We start from the raw sequence: 16,151 nt of genomic DNA, 5'->3' as shown, positions 1-16,151 counted from the left end.
GAATAATTCTTATTCGTCAAATAGCAAGTGCCTATTGGCGCAATGCGATTTTTTCCGGGTAAAGATTGCGTAAGGTCAAAACGGCTGGCGTCTGGCTATTACGCGAGTATGCGGGAGCAAAGCGGGAGAGGGCGGAGCTCCATCCCACGCCGGGCGTGGGATGGCTGACAGCAGGATCAGACCTTTCTGACAAACTCGGACTTGAGTTTCATCGGGCCGATGCCGTCGATCTTGCAGTCGATGTCGTGGTCGCCATCGCACAGGCGGATGTTCTTGACCTTGGTGCCGACCTTGACCACCAGCGAGGTGCCCTTGACCTTCAGGTCCTTGATCACGGTGATGGTGTCGCCGTCCTGCAGGACGTTGCCGACCGAATCTTTCTTCACGGCATCATCGGACGCCACTTCGGTTTCGCCGTTGGCCGACCACTCGTGGGCGCACTCAGGGCAGATCAGTTGGGCACCGTCTTCGTAGGTGTATTCGGAATTGCATTTCGGGCAGGGTGGCAACGTGCTCACTAAGGCTCCTTGGGATGTGGATCGCTAAAAGTCGCACATTGTATAAGGTTTTAGCCTTTGATGGAGCCAAAAGCAGAAGATCGCAGCCTTCGGCAGCTCCTACAGATGATTGTGCAGGGGCTGCCGCAGGCTGCGATCTTTTGATCTTGCTTCAGCGATATCAGTGCGTGCGGGCGACCGCAAACTCGCTCAGTTCTACCAGTGCATCGCGGTATTCGCTGGCCGGCAGCGCGTCGAGGCACTTGATCGCACGGGCCACGTAGTCACGGGCCAGTTGCGCGGTGTACTCCAGCGAACCCGAGGCTTCCACGGCGATGCGGATGCTTTCGAGGTCTTCGATTCCGCCTTTCTGGATCGCCTGGCGTACCAGGGCAGCCTGTTCCGGCGTGCCTTCGCGCATGGTAAAGATCAGCGGCAGGGTTGGCTTGCCTTCGGCCAGATCGTCACCGACGTTCTTGCCCAGGGTCTCGGCGTCACCCTTGTAGTCCAGCAAGTCGTCAACCAGTTGGAATGCCACGCCGAGGTGATCGCCGAAGGTGCGCAGGGCTTCGCTCTGCTCGGCGGTGGCACCGGCCAGTGCGGCAGCGCTGTGGGTCGAGGCTTCGAAGAGCATCGCGGTCTTGCCGCGGATGACTTCCATGTAGGTTTCTTCGGTGGTGCTGGCGTCGCGCACCTTGGACAGTTGCAGCACTTCGCCTTCGGCGATGATGCGCGTGGCCTGGGACAGGATCTTCATCACCGGCATCGAGCCCAGTTCGACCATCATTTCGAACGAGCGCGAGTACAGGAAATCGCCGACCAGCACGCTCGGAGCGTTGCCCCACATGGCGTTGGCGGTCGAGCGGCCACGGCGCATGCCGGACATGTCGACCACGTCGTCATGCAGCAGGGTCGCGGTGTGCAGGAATTCGATGGTGGCGGCCAGCAGACGCAGGTCGTCGCCTTCGCGACCCAAGGCCTTGCCGCACAGCAGCACCAATAAAGGACGCAGGCGTTTGCCGCCGGCCGAGGTGATGTAATCGCCGATTTTCGATACCAGCGGCACTCGGGAAGTCAGCTGCTTCTTGATGATGCCGTCGACGGCGTTAAAATCGTCCGCCACCGCGCGGTAGAAAGCTTGGGGTTGCATCAGCGACAGTTGCTCCAGAAGGGTTGCGCGGCATGCTAGGACCCCCACCGGGGCCTGTCAAGGCGCGATGGACGGCCTCTTGCGTGACTCTCGATGCTTGCGTACAATCGCGCACCCTGAACTTCCTGGGCAGCACCTGCCTTACGCAATTGCACTTGGGCCGTTCCAGCCCCATGCAGCCATGCCAGCCAATACCTCTTCTTATAAAGAGCTGGGTGAGCAGGATTATCGGAGAAATACCATGTACGCAGTAATCGTTACCGGCGGTAAGCAATACAAGGTCGCTGAAGGTGAATACCTGAAGATCGAAAAACTGGAAGTCGCTACTGGCGAATCCGTGACTTTTGACCGCGTTCTGCTGGTCGCCAATGGCGACGACGTGAACATCGGCGCACCTGTTGTTGCTGGCGCAACCGTCAAGGCTGAAGTGATCTCCCAAGGTCGTCACGATAAAGTCCGCATCATCAAGTTCCGTCGCCGTAAGCACCACATGAAGCGTATGGGCCACCGCCAGTGGTTCACCGAGATCAAAATCACCGGTATTCAGGCTTAATTACAGCCTAATTCCTCACTAGGAGAATTGAACTCATGGCACACAAAAAAGCTGGTGGTAGTACCCGTAACGGTCGCGACTCAGAAGCCAAACGCCTTGGCGTGAAGATGTATGGCGGCCAGGTCATCAAGGCCGGCAACATCATCGTGCGTCAGCGCGGCACCCAATTCCACGCTGGCTACGGCGTTGGCATGGGTAAAGATCACACCCTGTTCGCGAAAATCGAAGGCGTGATCAAGTTTGAAGTAAAAGGCGCCTTCGGTCGTCGTTACGTGAGCGTTGTCGCGGCTTAATCGCGAGATCGCTGGAAGAGCCCTGTCTTGCGACGGGGCTTTTTCGTTTGTGGGGTGAGTCTCTTGCAAAACTGTTTGTATGGGCTGTCGGCGTGCGATGCAGGTCGTGGTTTGGGGTCGCTGCGCTCATTTTTGCAAGAGTCTTATGTCTTGATTGTTTTTCGGCTCGTCCGTATGGCGAGAGGCGTTGAGTTATGAAGTTTGTAGACGAAGTATCGATCCGCGTAAAAGCTGGCGACGGCGGCAATGGCTGCATGAGTTTCCGTCGGGAAAAATTCATTGAGAACGGCGGCCCGAACGGTGGTGACGGCGGTGACGGCGGTTCCATCTACATGATGGCCGACGAAAACCTCAACACCCTGGTCGACTACCGTTACACCCGGCACTTCGATGCCGAGCGTGGCTCCAACGGCGGCAGCACCGATTGCACCGGCAAGAAGGGTGAAGACCTGATCCTGCGCGTGCCGGTCGGTACCACCGTGATCGACTCGGCCACCCAGGAAGTGATTGGCGACCTGACCAAGGCTGGCCAGAAACTGATGGTAGTGCAGGGCGGTTGGCACGGTCTGGGCAATACGCGTTTCAAATCCAGTACCAACCGTGCGCCGCGCCAGACTACGCCGGGCAAACCGGGTGAGCAGCGCGACCTGAAACTGGAAATGAAAGTGCTGGCCGACGTGGGTCTGCTGGGCTTGCCGAACGCCGGTAAAAGTACCTTTATCCGTTCGGTGTCGGCGGCCAAGCCGAAAGTCGCCGACTACCCGTTCACCACGCTGGTGCCGAACCTGGGTGTGGTCAGCGTCGACCGCTGGAAAAGCTTCGTCATCGCCGACATTCCGGGTCTGATCGAAGGCGCTTCCGACGGTGCCGGTCTGGGCATTCGCTTCCTCAAGCACCTGGCGCGTACGCGTCTGTTGCTGCACCTTGTCGACATGGCGCCGCTGGATGACAGCAGTGCACCAGACGCGGCTGAAGTGATCGTCAATGAACTGGTCAAATTCAGTCCTTCGCTGGCTGAGCGTGATCGTTGGCTGGTGCTGAACAAATGCGACCAGATCCTTGAAGAAGAGCACGAAGAGCGCGTCAAGGAAATCGTCGATCGCCTGCAGTGGGAAGGCCCGGTCTACGTGATCTCGGCCATCGCCAAAGAAGGCACTGAGCGTCTGACGCGCGACATCATGCGTTACCTGGAAGATCGTGCTGATCGTCTGGCTAACGACCCGGCGTACAAGGAAGAGCTGGCCGATCTCGATCAGCGCATCGAAGATGAAGCTCGTGCTCAATTGCAGGCGCTGGACGACAAACGTGCTCTGCGTCGCAGCGGCGTGAAGTCGGTCCATGACATCGGCGACGATGACTGGGACGAAGAAGATGTGGATGATGAAGACGGTCCGGAAATCATTTACGTGCGCGACTGATTCGTTGCAGTAAACTTAAGCGCCGCTCAATCGAGCGGCGTTTTAGTATCTGGAAATCGCAAGTCACAAATAACGACATGGGCGGCGCTGGGTCGCGCTGCCCTCAAGCTAAGGTTGAAGATGATGCGGAGCAAGGTGACAGGTGCGCAGCGTTGGGTTGTGAAGATCGGCAGCGCTTTGCTGACGGCTGATGGCAAAGGGCTGGATCGCGCGGCAATGAGTGTCTGGGTCGAGCAGATGGTGGCCTTGCATGAGGCGGGTGTCGAGCTGGTGCTGGTGTCTTCCGGTGCTGTGGCTGCCGGCATGAGCCGTCTGGGATGGACCGCACGACCCAGTGCGATGCACGAGCTCCAGGCTGCCGCGGCAATCGGTCAGATGGGCTTGGTGCAGGCCTGGGAATCGAGCTTTGCCGAGCACGGTCGGCACACCGCGCAGATTCTCCTGACTCACGATGACTTGTCCGACCGCAAGCGCTACCTGAACGCCCGCAGCACCCTGCGTGCGCTGGTGGAGCTGAAAGTCATCCCGGTGATCAACGAAAACGACACGGTGGTCACCGACGAAATCCGTTTCGGCGACAACGACACACTGGCAGCGCTGGTGGCCAACCTGGTCGAGGCTGATCTGCTGGTGATCCTCACCGATCGCGACGGCATGTTCGATGCTGATCCGCGCAATAACCCCGATGCGCAACTGATTTACGAGGCGCGTGCCGATGATCCGACCCTGGATGCGGTGGCGGGCGGCACCGGCGGTGCGCTGGGGCGTGGCGGCATGCAGACCAAGCTGCGTGCGGCGCGTCTGGCGGCGCGTTCCGGGGCGCATACCATCATCGTCGGTGGGCGTCTGGAGCGAGTGCTTGATCGTTTGAAAGCGGGTGAGCGCATCGGCACGCTGCTGTCGCCTGAGCGCGGCATGCTGGCGGCGCGCAAGCAATGGCTGGCGGGGCATCTGCAGACTCGCGGCACGCTGGTGCTGGACGAAGGTGCGGTGTCGGCATTGTCGCAGGGCCACAAGAGTCTGTTGCCGGTCGGTGTGAAGCTGGTTCAGGGCAGTTTTCGCCGGGGCGAAATGGTGGTCTGCGTGGCGCCTGATGGTCGCGAGATTGCCCGTGGACTGGCTAACTACAGTGCGCTTGAGGCGCAAAAAATCATCGGTCAGTCGTCGGATGCGATTGTCGGCGTGCTGGGCTACATGGCTGAGCCGGAACTAGTTCACCGTGACAACCTGATTCTGGTCTAAGGGAAATTTCGCATGCGCATGGCAAAAGGATTGTTGGGGCTGTTGATGGCGTTGCCATTACTGGCCTCGGCCGAGGAAATCGGTCAGGTGTCGACGGTATTCAAGTTCGTCGGCCCGAATGACCGGATCGTGGTTGAAGCTTTCGATGATCCGAAAGTCGACGGCGTGACCTGCTACCTGTCTCGCGCCAAAACGGGTGGGGTGAAGGGTGGTCTGGGTCTGGCTGAGGATCGCGCCGAAGCGTCGATTGCCTGTCGCCAGGTGGGTCCGATCAAGTTCAAGGGCGAGTTGAAGGATGGTGATGAGGTGTTCAAGGAGCGCACGTCGCTGGTGTTCAAGACCATGCAGGTGGTGCGTTTCCTCGACAAGAAGCGCAATACGCTGGTGTACCTGGTCTACAGCGATCGCGTGATCGAAGGGAGTCCGCAGAATGCGGTAACCGCAATTCCGATCGTGCCGTGGGTGCCGGTCCAGCAGTAACAGCGCAAAACCAATTGCAGGGGTGAGCTTGCTCGCTCCTGCATTTTTTTTGCTCTGCGTTTATCAAATTGCAGGCAATAAAAAACCGACCCTAAGGTCGGTTTTTTAATGACTACGTCGATTAAGCAGCTTCTTTCAGTGCTTTGACGTGGCCATTCAGACGGCTCTTATGACGAGCAGCCTTGTTCTTGTGGATGATGCCTTTATCGGCCATGCGGTCGATAACTGGCACGGCCAGAACGTATGCAGCTTGAGCTTTTTCAGCGTCTTTTGCGTCGATGGCTTTAACTACATTCTTGATGTAGGTACGAACCATGGAACGCAGGCTGGCGTTGTGGCTGCGACGCTTCTCAGCCTGTTTTGCACGTTTTTTGGCGGAAGGTGAGTTGGCCACCGTCGAGCTCCTCGAAAGACTTTTTAGGAAATAGCAAACAAAATAGGCCGCGAATCATGCCGATGAAGAGAAGTCTTGTCAAGGGCGCTTGAAACGTTCCGCTAAGTGGTAGGTATAAAGAGGCGGGATATTTATTTCCGGCGCTTGACCTGTAAACTCGCGAGCTTTGGCTCTGTGCTGTTGCGGCGCGGAGTATCGCACAAGTGGGCGCATTGTTCGCCTGCTGTTTATCGACAGGCACTAATTTCCTCAATGAATCTGCTCAAATCGTTGGCCGCTGTCAGCTCTATCACGATGCTTTCCCGGATTCTGGGGTTCGTCCGTGACACGCTCATCGCTCGCACCTTCGGCGCCGGAATGGCGACGGACGCCTTTTTCATTGCCTTCAAATTGCCCAACCTGCTGCGACGAATCTTCGCCGAGGGTGCGTTCTCGCAGGCTTTCGTGCCGATTCTGGCCGAATACAAAAGCCAAAAGGGCGAAGAGGCGACTCGCACCTTTATCGCTTACGTTTCCGGTTTGCTGACCCTGGTGCTGGCGCTGGTTACCGCGCTGGGGATGATCGCTGCACCGTGGGTGATCTGGGCCACGGCTCCGGGTTTTACCGACACGCCGGAAAAATTCCAGCTCACCTCTGATCTGTTGCGGGTGACGTTCCCTTATATATTGCTGATCTCCCTGTCCTCGCTGGCCGGGGCGATCCTCAATACCTGGAACCGTTTTTCGGTGCCGGCCTTCGTGCCGACCCTGCTTAATGTCAGCATGATCGTGTTTTCGCTATTCCTGACGCCGTATTTCAACCCGCCGGTCATGGCGTTGGGCTGGGCGGTGCTGGTCGGTGGTCTGGCGCAGTTGCTCTATCAACTGCCGCACCTGAAAAAGATCGGCATGCTGGTGCTGCCACGCCTGAACCTGCGTGATACCGGTGTCTGGCGAGTGATGAAACAGATGTTGCCGGCGATTATTGGCGTCTCGGTGAGTCAGATTTCGCTGATCATCAACACCATTTTCGCTTCGTTCCTGGTGGCCGGGTCGGTGTCGTGGATGTATTACGCTGACCGTTTGATGGAGCTGCCGTCCGGCGTGCTCGGTGTGGCGCTGGGCACGATTCTGCTGCCGACATTGGCCAAGACCTACGCGAGCAAGGATCGCCACGAGTATTCGCGGATCCTCGACTGGGGCCTGCGCCTGTGCTTTGTGCTGGTGCTGCCGTGTGCATTGGCGCTGGGGATTCTCGCCGAACCTCTGACCGTTTCCCTGTTCCAGTACGGGCAATTCAGCGCGTTCGATGCGTCCATGACCCAGCGTGCTCTGATTGCCTATTCTGTCGGTCTGCTCGGAATTATCGTGATCAAAGTGCTGGCGCCGGGCTTTTATGCGCAACAGAACATCCGCACCCCGGTGAAAATCGCAATCTTCACGCTGGTGTGCACGCAGTTGTTCAATCTGGTGTTGATCGGCCCGCTGGCTCACGCCGGTCTGGCGCTGGCGATCAGTGCCGGAGCCTGCCTCAATGCCGGGTTGCTGTTCTATCAACTGCGCAAGCAAAAGATGTATCAGCCGCAACCGGGCTGGTACATGTTCGGTTTCAAGCTGGTGGTAGCGGTGGCGGTGATGTCGGCAGTGCTGCTGCTGGGCATGCATTTCATGCCGGCCTGGGATCAGGGGCACATGCTGGAGCGCTTCCTGCGTCTGGGGGCGCTGGTGGTTGCTGGTGTGGTGGCGTATTTCGGTATGTTGCTGCTGCTCGGTTTCCGTCTGCGCGACTTCAATCGCAAGGCCTTGAGCTGAGGTTTCAGCCATTAAATACGGGCATGGGCTGGCAGTTTTGTCGGCTCGAGCACTTTGCGTTACGGTGTTGCCTGTCGTCGACCGTCGGGTGTGGTTATAATCGACCACTTTATGAGCAAGAAGCGCGTTATGCAGCTGGTTCGAGGCCTCCACAACTTGCGCCCCCAGCATCGGGGCTGCGTCGCCACTATTGGCAACTTTGACGGTGTTCACCGTGGTCACCAGGCTATCCTGGCCCGGCTGCGTGAGCGTGCGCTTGAGTTGGGCGTACCCAGCTGCGTGGTGATTTTCGAGCCGCAGCCCCGGGAGTTCTTTGCCCCGGAGACCGCGCCGGCACGTCTGGCCCGCTTGCGCGACAAATTGCAGCTGCTGGCTGCCGAAGGTGTCGACCGGGTGTTGTGCCTGGCATTCAACCAGCGCCTGAGCAAGCTCAGCGCCAGTGAGTTCGTCGATACCATCCTGGTGGACGGCCTCGGCGTGCAGCATCTGGAAGTCGGCGACGATTTCCGCTTTGGTTGCGACCGCCTCGGCGATTTCGATTTTCTGCTGCAGGCCGGTCAGGTTCACGGTTTTACCGTGGAAGCCGCACAAACCGTTGAGCTGGACGGCATTCGCGTCAGCAGCACCCAGGTGCGCAATGCGTTGGCCGCCGCCGATTTTGCCTTGGCCGAACGCTTGCTCGGCCGCCCGTACCGGATCGCCGGTCGCGTGCTGCACGGCCAGAAACTGGCCCGGCAACTGGGTACGCCCACTGCCAACATTCAACTCAAGCGTCGTCGTGTGCCGTTCACCGGGGTTTACTTGGTGGATGTGGACATCGACGGCAAGACCTGGCCTGGCGTCGCCAATATCGGCGTGCGGCCCACGGTCCAAGGTGATGGCAAAGCCCACCTTGAAGTTCATCTACTGGATTTTGCCGGCGATCTGTATGACCGGCGTCTGACGGTGGTTTTCCACCAAAAGCTGCGTGAAGAGCAGCGTTTCGCCTCCCTGGAGGCACTGAAAACGGCGATCAATGCGGATGTCGCCGCCGCCCGTGCACTAGCCGCACCTAGCGCCCATCGCTAATGAAGAGCCTTAAATGACCGACTATAAAGCCACGCTAAACCTTCCGGACACCGCCTTCCCAATGAAGGCCGGCCTGCCACAGCGCGAACCGCAGATCCTGCAGCGCTGGGACAGTATTGGCCTGTACGGAAAGTTGCGCGAGATTGGCAAGGATCGTCCGAAGTTCGTCCTGCACGACGGCCCTCCGTACGCCAACGGCACGATCCACATCGGTCACGCACTGAACAAGATTCTCAAGGACATGATCATCCGCTCGAAAACCCTGTCGGGTTTCGACGCGCCGTATGTTCCGGGTTGGGACTGCCATGGCCTGCCGATCGAGCACAAGGTTGAAGTGACCCACGGCAAGAACCTGGGCGCGGACAAGACCCGCGAGCTGTGCCGTGCCTACGCCACCGAGCAGATCGAAGGGCAGAAGACCGAGTTCATCCGCCTCGGCGTGCTCGGCGACTTCGCCAACCCGTACAAAACCATGGACTTCAAGAACGAGGCCGGTGAAATCCGCGCCCTCGCCGAAATCGTCAAGGGCGGTTTCGTGTTCAAGGGCCTCAAGCCGGTGAACTGGTGCTTCGATTGCGGTTCGGCCCTGGCCGAAGCCGAAGTCGAGTACGAGAACAAGAAGTCCTCGACCATCGACGTGGCCTTCCCGATCGCCGACGAAGCCAAACTGGCCGCCGCGTTCGGTCTTCCATCGCTGAGCAAACCCGCTTCGATCGTGATCTGGACCACCACCCCGTGGACCATCCCGGCCAACCAGGCACTGAACGTTCACCCGGAATTCAACTACGCGCTGGTTGATATCGGCGACAAGCTGCTAGTCCTGGCTGAAGAGCTGGTTGAGTCCTGCTTGTCGCGTTACGGCGTTGAAGGCTCGGTCATCGCGACCACCACCGGTAAAGAGCTGGAACTGATCAACTTCCGCCACCCGTTCTACGACCGCCTGTCGCCGGTGTACCTGGCCGACTACGTCGAACTGGGCGCCGGCACCGGCGTGGTTCACTCCGCTCCGGCCTACGGTGTGGACGACTTCGTGACCTGCAAGAAATACGGCATGGTCAACGATGACATCCTCAACCCGGTGCAAAGCAACGGCGTGTACGTGCCGTCGCTGGAATTCTTCGGCGGCCAGTTCATCTGGAAGGCCAACCCGGCCATCGTCGAAAAACTGACCGAAGTCGGTGCGCTGCTGCACACCACCGTCATCGAACACAGCTACATGCACTGCTGGCGCCACAAGACCCCGCTGATCTACCGCGCCACCGCGCAGTGGTTCATCGGCATGGACAAAGAACCAGTCAGCGGCGACACCTTGCGCGCACGCTCGCTCAAGGCCATCGAAGACACCAAGTTCGTGCCGGCCTGGGGCCAGGCGCGCCTGCACTCGATGATCGCCAACCGTCCGGACTGGTGCATCTCCCGTCAGCGCAACTGGGGCGTGCCGATCCCGTTCTTCCTCAACAAGGAAAGCGGCGAGCTGCACCCACGCACCGTCGAACTGATGGAAGAAGTCGCCAAGCGCGTCGAAGTCGAAGGCATCGAAGCCTGGTTCAAACTCGACGCTGCCGAACTGCTGGGCGATGAAGCCCCGCAATACGACAAGATCAGCGACACCCTCGACGTCTGGTTCGACTCGGGCACCACGCATTGGCACGTGCTGCGCGGTTCGCACCCGATGGGCCACGAGACCGGCCCGCGTGCCGACCTGTACCTGGAAGGTTCCGACCAGCACCGCGGCTGGTTCCACTCGTCGCTGTTGACCGGTTGCGCCATCGACAACCACGCGCCGTACCGCGAACTGCTGACCCACGGCTTCACCGTCGATGAGTCCGGGCGCAAGATGTCCAAATCGCTGGGCAACGTGATCGCGCCGCAGAAAGTCAACGACACCCTGGGCGCCGACATCATGCGTCTGTGGGTCGCGTCGACCGACTACTCCGGCGAAATGGCCGTGTCCGAGCAGATCCTGCAGCGCAGCGCGGACGCCTATCGTCGCATCCGTAACACCGCGCGCTTCCTGCTTTCCAACCTGACCGGTTTCAACCCGGCCACCGACCTGCTGCCGGCTGAAGACATGCTCGCACTGGATCGCTGGGCGGTGGATCGCACGCTGCTGCTGCAACGCGAATTGCAAGAGCACTACGGCGAATACCGTTTCTGGAACGTTTACTCGAAGATCCACAACTTCTGCGTGCAGGAGCTGGGTGGTTTCTACCTCGACATCATCAAGGACCGCCAGTACACCACCGGCGCCGACAGCAAGGCACGCCGCTCGTGCCAGACCGCGCTGTTCCACATCTCCGAAGCGCTGGTGCGCTGGATCGCGCCGATCCTCGCGTTCACCGCCGACGAGCTGTGGCAGTACCTGCCAGGCGAGCGCAACGAATCGGTGATGCTCAACACCTGGTACGAAGGTCTGACCGAACTGCCGGAAGGCTTCGAGCTGGGTCGCGCGTACTGGGATCGCATCATGGAAGTGAAGGTAGCGGTCAACAAAGAGATGGAAATCCAGCGTGCGGCCAAAGCCGTCGGTGGCAACCTGCAAGCCGAAGTGACGCTGTTCGCCGAAGACGCGCTGAGCGCCGACCTGGCGAAGCTGAGCAACGAACTGCGCTTTGTCCTGATCACCTCGACTGCCAGCGTGGCACCTTTCGTTCAGGCTCCTGCGGACGCGGTAGCCACCGAAGTCAGCGGCTTGAAACTGAAGATCGTCAAATCGGCCTTCCCGAAATGCGCCCGTTGCTGGCACTGCCGTGAAGACGTCGGCGTGAACCCGGAGCATCCGGAAATCTGCGGCCGTTGCGTGGACAACATCGATGGCGCCGGCGAGGTTCGTCACTATGCCTAACGCCGTTGGCCGTTTCGGACGGTTGGGCTGGCTCTGGTTGAGCTTGCTGGTTCTGGTCATCGACCAGGCCAGCAAGTTCTACTTCGAAGGCAAGCTCGAAATGTTCCAGCAGATCGTGATCATTCCCGATTACTTCAGCTGGACCCTGGCCTACAACACCGGCGCGGCGTTCAGCTTCCTGGCTGACAGCTCCGGCTGGCAGCGCTGGCTGTTCGCCTTGATCGCGATCGTGGTCAGTGCGGTGCTGGTGGTCTGGCTCAAGCGTCTGGGCCGCAACGATACCTGGCTGGCCGTCGCCTTGGCGCTGGTGCTGGGTGGCGCGCTGGGCAATCTGTATGACCGCATTGCCCTGGGCCATGTGATCGACTTCATTCTGGTGCACTGGCAAAACCGCTGGTACTTCCCGGCGTTCAATTTCGCCGACAGCGCCATCACCGTCGGTGCGGTGATGCTGGCACTGGACATGTTCAAAAGTAAGAAAACCGGAGAAGCCGTTCATGACTGAACAGGTATTGGCTGAGCAACGCATCGGCCAGAACACGGAAGTCACTTTGCACTTTGCATTGCGCCTGGAGAACGGCGACACGGTCGACAGCACATTCGACAAAGCCCCGGCGACTTTCAAGGTCGGCGACGGCAACCTGCTGCCGGGTTTCGAAGCGGCATTGTTCGGCTTCAAGGCCGGCGACAAGCGTACGCTGACCGTCGAGCCGGAAAACGCCTTCGGCCAGCCGAACCCGCAAAACGTACAGATCATTCCGCGTTCGCAGTTCGTCGACATGGAACTGTCGCCGGGTTTGCTGGTGATCTTCAATGATGCGGCCAATACTGAGTTGCCGGGTGTGGTGAAAGCGTTCGACGACGCGCAGGTGACCATCGACTTCAACCATCCGCTCTCAGGCAAGACGCTGACCTTTGACGTCGAGATCATCAACGTCAAAGCGATCTGAGTACACAGCAGAACCACTGTGGGAGTGGGCTTTTGTGGTGAGGGGATTTATCCCCGATGGGGTGCGAAGCGCCCCCGAATCCGATCACCGCGATCCAGAGCCGGAAAGCGTTGACTGTTTTGACGATTGCTTCGCAATCGATCGGGGATAAATCCCCTCGCCACAACAGGCTCGCTCCCACAATGTTTTCAACCGTTTTCGCTATTTCTTGCGCGCAAGACACGAGGCACAGCATGCAAATCAAACTCGCCAACCCCCGTGGCTTCTGCGCCGGCGTGGACCGGGCGATCGAAATCGTCAACCGCGCCCTGGAAGTCTTCGGGCCGCCGATCTATGTGCGTCATGAAGTGGTGCACAACAAGTTCGTCGTCGAAGACCTGCGCAACCGTGGCGCGATCTTCGTCGAAGAACTGGATCAAGTGCCGGACGACGTCATCGTGATCTTCAGTGCCCACGGCGTTTCCCAGACCGTGCGCAATGAAGCCGCCGGCCGTGGCCTGAAGGTATTCGACGCTACATGCCCGCTAGTGACCAAGGTGCACATCGAAGTCGCCAAATACAGCCGCGACGGTCGTGAATGCATCCTGATCGGCCACGCCGGCCACCCGGAAGTCGAAGGCACCATGGGCCAGTACGACGCCAGCAATGGCGGCGCGATCTACCTCGTCGAAGACGAAAAAGACGTGGCCGAACTGCAGGTGCGTAACCCGGAAAAACTGGCGTTCGTGACCCAGACCACCCTGTCGATGGACGACACCAGTCGCGTGATCGATGCCCTGCGCACACGTTTCCCGGCCATCGGTGGTCCGCGCAAGGACGACATCTGCTACGCCACGCAAAACCGTCAGGACGCGGTCAAGCAACTGGCCGACGAATGTGACGTGGTATTGGTGGTGGGCAGCCCGAACAGCTCCAACTCCAATCGCCTGCGTGAACTGGCCGAACGCATGGCCACGCCGGCCTACCTGATCGACGGCGCCGAAGACCTGCAGAAACGCTGGTTCGATGGCGTTGAGCGCATCGGCATCACCGCCGGAGCCTCCGCGCCGGAAGTGTTGGTTCGCGGCGTGATCCAGCAGTTGCAGGCCTGGGGCGCGACGGGTGCCGATGAGCTGGCCGGCCGCGAAGAGAACATCACCTTCTCGATGCCGAAAGAGCTGCGCGTCCGCTCGATCTGACGTTCTTCGTCTTCAGGCACAGCGCCTGCTCAGCCTTTGCGCTGGTCAGGCGCACCCGACCGGTTGCCGCCAGCACCACCTGGAGCTGGCTGACCGGCTTGCGTGCCGAGCAGATATGTAGCGTCCCCGCCTGAAACGCCCGCCCGGGCATCAGCGGTTGTCCCAGACTGCTGAAACGCACATAACGACTGACCGCCCAATTGCCGACGATCGGTATTCGTCCGTCACTCGCCTGTTCCACCAGCAGCGGATTGCTGCTGTCCTGCGGCCCCTTGCCGTTGAGATCCAGGATGATCCGCCAGCCCTGACTCCAGTCGCCACCGATGCCATGGATTACCACACTCTGATTGCGGGTGATGGCCAGGGTGCGGGCGTTGCGAATGCCCTCGAGCAGCGACCGCGCTGCCTGCTCGCGATGAGTCGCCTCGGTGAACGCGGCGAACGCCGGACTGACCAGTGACAGAACAATTGCGCCAATCGCCAGTCCCATAAGCAATTCGATCAGGCTGAAACCCTGTTGCGGCATGACGACTCCCTCCGTGGAGCATGAAGCCCGGCACGATCCTTTTCGCCGCGCAGGGCAAATCAACCGACGCAGGCCGGTTGAATGTTCTAGTTTGTAGAAGCAGGTATAGCCGACGGCAACGGAGGGCATCGATGGATCATCGTACAAAAGGTTTCACGCTGCCCGAGTTGTTGGCTGCGGTCGCCGTGTTGGTGATCCTCATCACCCTGGCGGTGCCGGGTTTCACCCGCTCGATCCAGAGCAGCAAGGCCGATACGGAAATGGGCGACCTGCAGCGTGCCATCAACTTCGCGCGGCTGGAGGCGATTGATCGCGGCGTGACCACACGCTTGCGCCCGAGCGCCGGCGGCAGCGTGTGGACCGGCGAATTGTCGGTCTACGACGGTACTGGCACTGCGGCCAATGTATTGCGGGTTGTTCCAGCGATGAGCAGCGGCGCGACTCTGACGCTACCCTCAGGAGTGTCCGCACTGGATTTCAATAATCTGGGTGGCCTGGCGGCGCCGTCGACAGCGGTGGTCATCAGTTACGTGCTGGGAACGCAAAGCAGGACGCTGAACGTGTGTCTGAACGGACGAATTCAATCGGGTGGAAGTTGCGGATGAGGGCAGGGAGCACACAGGCACAGGAAGGCATGTCGCTGATCGAAGTGCTGGTCGCGTTGCTGATTCTGACGGTCGGGATATTGGGCGCAGCCGCCGTGCAACTCAATGCGCTGAAATACACTGACAGTTCACGGATGACCAGTCAGGCCAGTTTTATCGCCTACGACATGATGGACCGCATCCGCGCCAACGCTGCCGCCGACTACACGGTGACGCCGCCGACCTCGGGCAATCTCGGTGTAGCCCGCGATCAGGATCTTTACGACTTCACCACCAACATCGTCAATTTCGGCGGGCCCACCGCCACGGGCACGATCACCCTCAATCAGCGGGTGTACACCATCACCATCAACTGGAATGACTCGCGGGCCGCGAATGCCACCGGCACCACACGCAGCTTCGTCCTGACCAGTCGCGCCACGGTCGACCCGGTGGCCACGCCATGAAGCATGATCAGCGGGGGTTCGGCCTGATCGAAATGCTCATCGCGTTGGCGCTTGGGCTGATCATCGTACTGGGGGTGGTGCAGACGTTCCTTGCAGCCAAAAACACTTACGTCAGCCAGAACACCGCCGCTGCGATGCAGGAAGACGCGCGTTTTGTCCTGAGCAAGATGATCCAGGAACTGCGCATGGTCGGCATGTTTGGCTGCCTGGGCACGATTACTGACGCGAGTTCGGCAGGGGATTTCTACGCGGCGCAGGTTACGCCGATCAACTGGGACAACAGCAACCTCAAGCTGACCCTGGTCACCGCCGATGTTGGCGGCAGTGGCGGCACACCGACCTGGACGGTGCTCTCCGATTGCCGCAACAGCGCCACGGCCTATACCGGGTTGCGGGCGGCGGCGAGCGGGCAGATCGCTTTTCCGATCCGCCGCTTGATCTACAGCTTCAGCAACAACCAGATTCTCATGGGCACCGGCAGCGGCACCCCGACCCAACAGGTCCTGGTGAATAACGTCAGTGCCTTTAATGTGACCTTCGGCCTGGCCGCGTCCGCCACCGACGTCGCGGCTTCCTCCTACAGCGCCAACCCCAGCGATCCGGCGCGTATTCGCAGTGTGCGCCTGAGCCTGACCCTCACCGACCCGAACAATCGGGTGGCCAATCAAACCTTCAACGTGGTTGCCGCGTTGCGCAACCGCTTGCAGTGAGGGCC

Annotated in this window: 18 protein-coding genes; 14 read left to right on the top strand and 4 right to left on the bottom strand. The window is 59.8% G+C overall.

The window, feature by feature from the left end:
- Nucleotides 1-176: 176 nt before the first annotated feature.
- Nucleotides 177-518, bottom strand: a complete 342-nt coding sequence (locus ACYZUM_RS21895) for a zinc ribbon domain-containing protein YjdM (protein WP_041065279.1) — start codon at nt 516-518, stop codon at nt 177-179.
- A 160-nt stretch (nt 519-678) separates the two neighbouring features.
- Nucleotides 679-1,647 carry a polyprenyl synthetase family protein gene (locus ACYZUM_RS21890; protein WP_108183848.1) on the bottom strand — a complete coding sequence of 323 codons (969 nt, stop codon included), beginning with the start codon at nt 1,645-1,647 and terminating at the stop codon, nt 679-681.
- A 241-nt stretch (nt 1,648-1,888) separates the two neighbouring features.
- On the opposite strand from ACYZUM_RS21890, the gene rplU reads away from it, so the two are divergent.
- The 5 genes from rplU to ACYZUM_RS21865 all read left to right on the top strand — a co-directional run bounded on the left by rplU (nt 1,889) and on the right by ACYZUM_RS21865 (nt 5,633).
- The gene (rplU, locus tag ACYZUM_RS21885) at nt 1,889-2,200 is read left to right on the top strand and encodes a 50S ribosomal protein L21 (RefSeq protein ID WP_003228361.1); all 312 of its coding nucleotides are present in this window, start codon (nt 1,889-1,891) and stop codon (nt 2,198-2,200) included.
- Between the two features lie 35 nt (nt 2,201-2,235).
- Nucleotides 2,236-2,493, top strand: a complete 258-nt coding sequence (gene rpmA / locus ACYZUM_RS21880; RefSeq protein WP_003228360.1) for a 50S ribosomal protein L27 — start codon at nt 2,236-2,238, stop codon at nt 2,491-2,493.
- A gap of 194 nt (nt 2,494-2,687) precedes the next feature.
- The gene (cgtA, locus tag ACYZUM_RS21875) at nt 2,688-3,911 is read left to right on the top strand and encodes an Obg family GTPase CgtA (protein ID WP_041065287.1); all 1,224 of its coding nucleotides are present in this window, start codon (nt 2,688-2,690) and stop codon (nt 3,909-3,911) included.
- Nucleotides 3,912-4,034: 123 nt separating this feature from the next.
- Nucleotides 4,035-5,153, top strand: a complete 1,119-nt coding sequence (gene proB / locus ACYZUM_RS21870) for a glutamate 5-kinase (protein WP_041065290.1) — start codon at nt 4,035-4,037, stop codon at nt 5,151-5,153.
- A gap of 12 nt (nt 5,154-5,165) precedes the next feature.
- Nucleotides 5,166-5,633, top strand: coding sequence for a CreA family protein (locus tag ACYZUM_RS21865; protein ID WP_003228353.1), 468 nt, complete (start codon nt 5,166-5,168; stop codon nt 5,631-5,633).
- A gap of 121 nt (nt 5,634-5,754) precedes the next feature.
- Here ACYZUM_RS21865 and rpsT read toward each other — a convergent pair whose 3' ends face one another.
- Nucleotides 5,755-6,027: a 30S ribosomal protein S20 gene (rpsT, locus tag ACYZUM_RS21860; RefSeq protein ID WP_003228351.1), complete on the bottom strand. Its 273-nt coding sequence runs from the start codon at nt 6,025-6,027 to the stop codon at nt 5,755-5,757.
- A 252-nt stretch (nt 6,028-6,279) separates the two neighbouring features.
- On the opposite strand from rpsT, the gene murJ reads away from it, so the two are divergent.
- The 6 genes from murJ (at nt 6,280) to ispH (ending at nt 13,859) form a co-directional block, all read left to right on the top strand.
- A complete protein-coding gene (gene murJ / locus ACYZUM_RS21855) occupies nt 6,280-7,818 on the top strand; it encodes a murein biosynthesis integral membrane protein MurJ (protein ID WP_041065293.1) in 1,539 nt (512 codons plus the stop codon).
- Between the two features lie 129 nt (nt 7,819-7,947).
- Nucleotides 7,948-8,886 carry a bifunctional riboflavin kinase/FAD synthetase gene (gene ribF / locus ACYZUM_RS21850; RefSeq protein WP_003228347.1) on the top strand — a complete coding sequence of 313 codons (939 nt, stop codon included), beginning with the start codon at nt 7,948-7,950 and terminating at the stop codon, nt 8,884-8,886.
- Between the two features lie 13 nt (nt 8,887-8,899).
- Entirely contained in the window at nt 8,900-11,731 is a 2,832-nt protein-coding gene (gene ileS, locus ACYZUM_RS21845; RefSeq protein ID WP_108183847.1) for an isoleucine--tRNA ligase, read from the top strand.
- A complete protein-coding gene (gene lspA, locus ACYZUM_RS21840) occupies nt 11,724-12,236 on the top strand; it encodes a signal peptidase II (protein ID WP_041065299.1) in 513 nt (170 codons plus the stop codon). The genes ileS and lspA overlap by 8 nt, the downstream gene beginning before the upstream one ends.
- A 7-nt stretch (nt 12,237-12,243) precedes the next feature.
- Complete coding sequence (gene fkpB, locus ACYZUM_RS21835) at nt 12,244-12,681, top strand: FKBP-type peptidyl-prolyl cis-trans isomerase (RefSeq protein WP_198758350.1); 438 nt, start codon at nt 12,244-12,246, stop codon at nt 12,679-12,681.
- A gap of 233 nt (nt 12,682-12,914) precedes the next feature.
- A complete protein-coding gene (gene ispH / locus ACYZUM_RS21830) occupies nt 12,915-13,859 on the top strand; it encodes a 4-hydroxy-3-methylbut-2-enyl diphosphate reductase (protein WP_108183845.1) in 945 nt (314 codons plus the stop codon).
- On the opposite strand, the gene ACYZUM_RS21825 is transcribed toward ispH, so the two are convergent.
- Nucleotides 13,816-14,385, bottom strand: coding sequence for a GspH/FimT family pseudopilin (locus ACYZUM_RS21825; protein ID WP_108183844.1), 570 nt, complete (start codon nt 14,383-14,385; stop codon nt 13,816-13,818). The genes ispH and ACYZUM_RS21825 overlap by 44 nt on opposite strands.
- 131 nt (nt 14,386-14,516) lie before the next feature.
- Between ACYZUM_RS21825 and ACYZUM_RS21820 the strand changes: the two genes are divergently transcribed.
- The 3 genes from ACYZUM_RS21820 to ACYZUM_RS21810 are packed head-to-tail and all read left to right on the top strand — an operon-like array spanning nt 14,517 to nt 16,146.
- A complete protein-coding gene (locus tag ACYZUM_RS21820) occupies nt 14,517-14,990 on the top strand; it encodes a GspH/FimT family pseudopilin (RefSeq protein ID WP_041065311.1) in 474 nt (157 codons plus the stop codon).
- Nucleotides 14,987-15,436: a type IV pilus modification protein PilV gene (pilV, locus tag ACYZUM_RS21815; RefSeq protein WP_041065314.1), complete on the top strand. Its 450-nt coding sequence runs from the start codon at nt 14,987-14,989 to the stop codon at nt 15,434-15,436. The genes ACYZUM_RS21820 and pilV overlap by 4 nt, the downstream gene beginning before the upstream one ends.
- Entirely contained in the window at nt 15,433-16,146 is a 714-nt protein-coding gene (locus ACYZUM_RS21810) for a PilW family protein (protein ID WP_041065317.1), read from the top strand. Before pilV ends, ACYZUM_RS21810 begins: the two co-directional genes overlap by 4 nt.
- Nucleotides 16,147-16,151: the final 5 nt, after the last annotated feature.

This window comes from Pseudomonas sp. m6p (assembly GCF_055760375.1).
The sequence above is the reverse complement of the archived record's forward strand: the minus strand, read 5'-3'. Positions and strand labels throughout refer to the sequence as shown.

Excerpts from the sequence above, each read along its gene's own strand:
- ACYZUM_RS21890 (WP_108183848.1), bottom strand. The coding sequence starts at position 1,647 with ATGCAACCCCAAGCTTTCTACCGCGCGGTGGCGGACGATTTTAACGCC.
- rplU (WP_003228361.1), top strand. The coding sequence starts at position 1,889 with ATGTACGCAGTAATCGTTACCGGCGGTAAGCAATACAAGGTCGCTGAA.
- rpmA (WP_003228360.1), top strand. The coding sequence starts at position 2,236 with ATGGCACACAAAAAAGCTGGTGGTAGTACCCGTAACGGTCGCGACTCA.
- cgtA (WP_041065287.1), top strand. The coding sequence starts at position 2,688 with ATGAAGTTTGTAGACGAAGTATCGATCCGCGTAAAAGCTGGCGACGGC.
- proB (WP_041065290.1), top strand. The coding sequence starts at position 4,035 with ATGCGGAGCAAGGTGACAGGTGCGCAGCGTTGGGTTGTGAAGATCGGC.
- ACYZUM_RS21865 (WP_003228353.1), top strand. The coding sequence starts at position 5,166 with ATGCGCATGGCAAAAGGATTGTTGGGGCTGTTGATGGCGTTGCCATTA.
- murJ (WP_041065293.1), top strand. The coding sequence starts at position 6,280 with ATGAATCTGCTCAAATCGTTGGCCGCTGTCAGCTCTATCACGATGCTT.
- ribF (WP_003228347.1), top strand. The coding sequence starts at position 7,948 with ATGCAGCTGGTTCGAGGCCTCCACAACTTGCGCCCCCAGCATCGGGGC.
- ileS (WP_108183847.1), top strand. The coding sequence starts at position 8,900 with ATGACCGACTATAAAGCCACGCTAAACCTTCCGGACACCGCCTTCCCA.
- lspA (WP_041065299.1), top strand. The coding sequence starts at position 11,724 with ATGCCTAACGCCGTTGGCCGTTTCGGACGGTTGGGCTGGCTCTGGTTG.
- ispH (WP_108183845.1), top strand. The coding sequence starts at position 12,915 with ATGCAAATCAAACTCGCCAACCCCCGTGGCTTCTGCGCCGGCGTGGAC.
- ACYZUM_RS21825 (WP_108183844.1), bottom strand. The coding sequence starts at position 14,385 with ATGCCGCAACAGGGTTTCAGCCTGATCGAATTGCTTATGGGACTGGCG.
- ACYZUM_RS21820 (WP_041065311.1), top strand. The coding sequence starts at position 14,517 with ATGGATCATCGTACAAAAGGTTTCACGCTGCCCGAGTTGTTGGCTGCG.
- pilV (WP_041065314.1), top strand. The coding sequence starts at position 14,987 with ATGAGGGCAGGGAGCACACAGGCACAGGAAGGCATGTCGCTGATCGAA.
- ACYZUM_RS21810 (WP_041065317.1), top strand. The coding sequence starts at position 15,433 with ATGAAGCATGATCAGCGGGGGTTCGGCCTGATCGAAATGCTCATCGCG.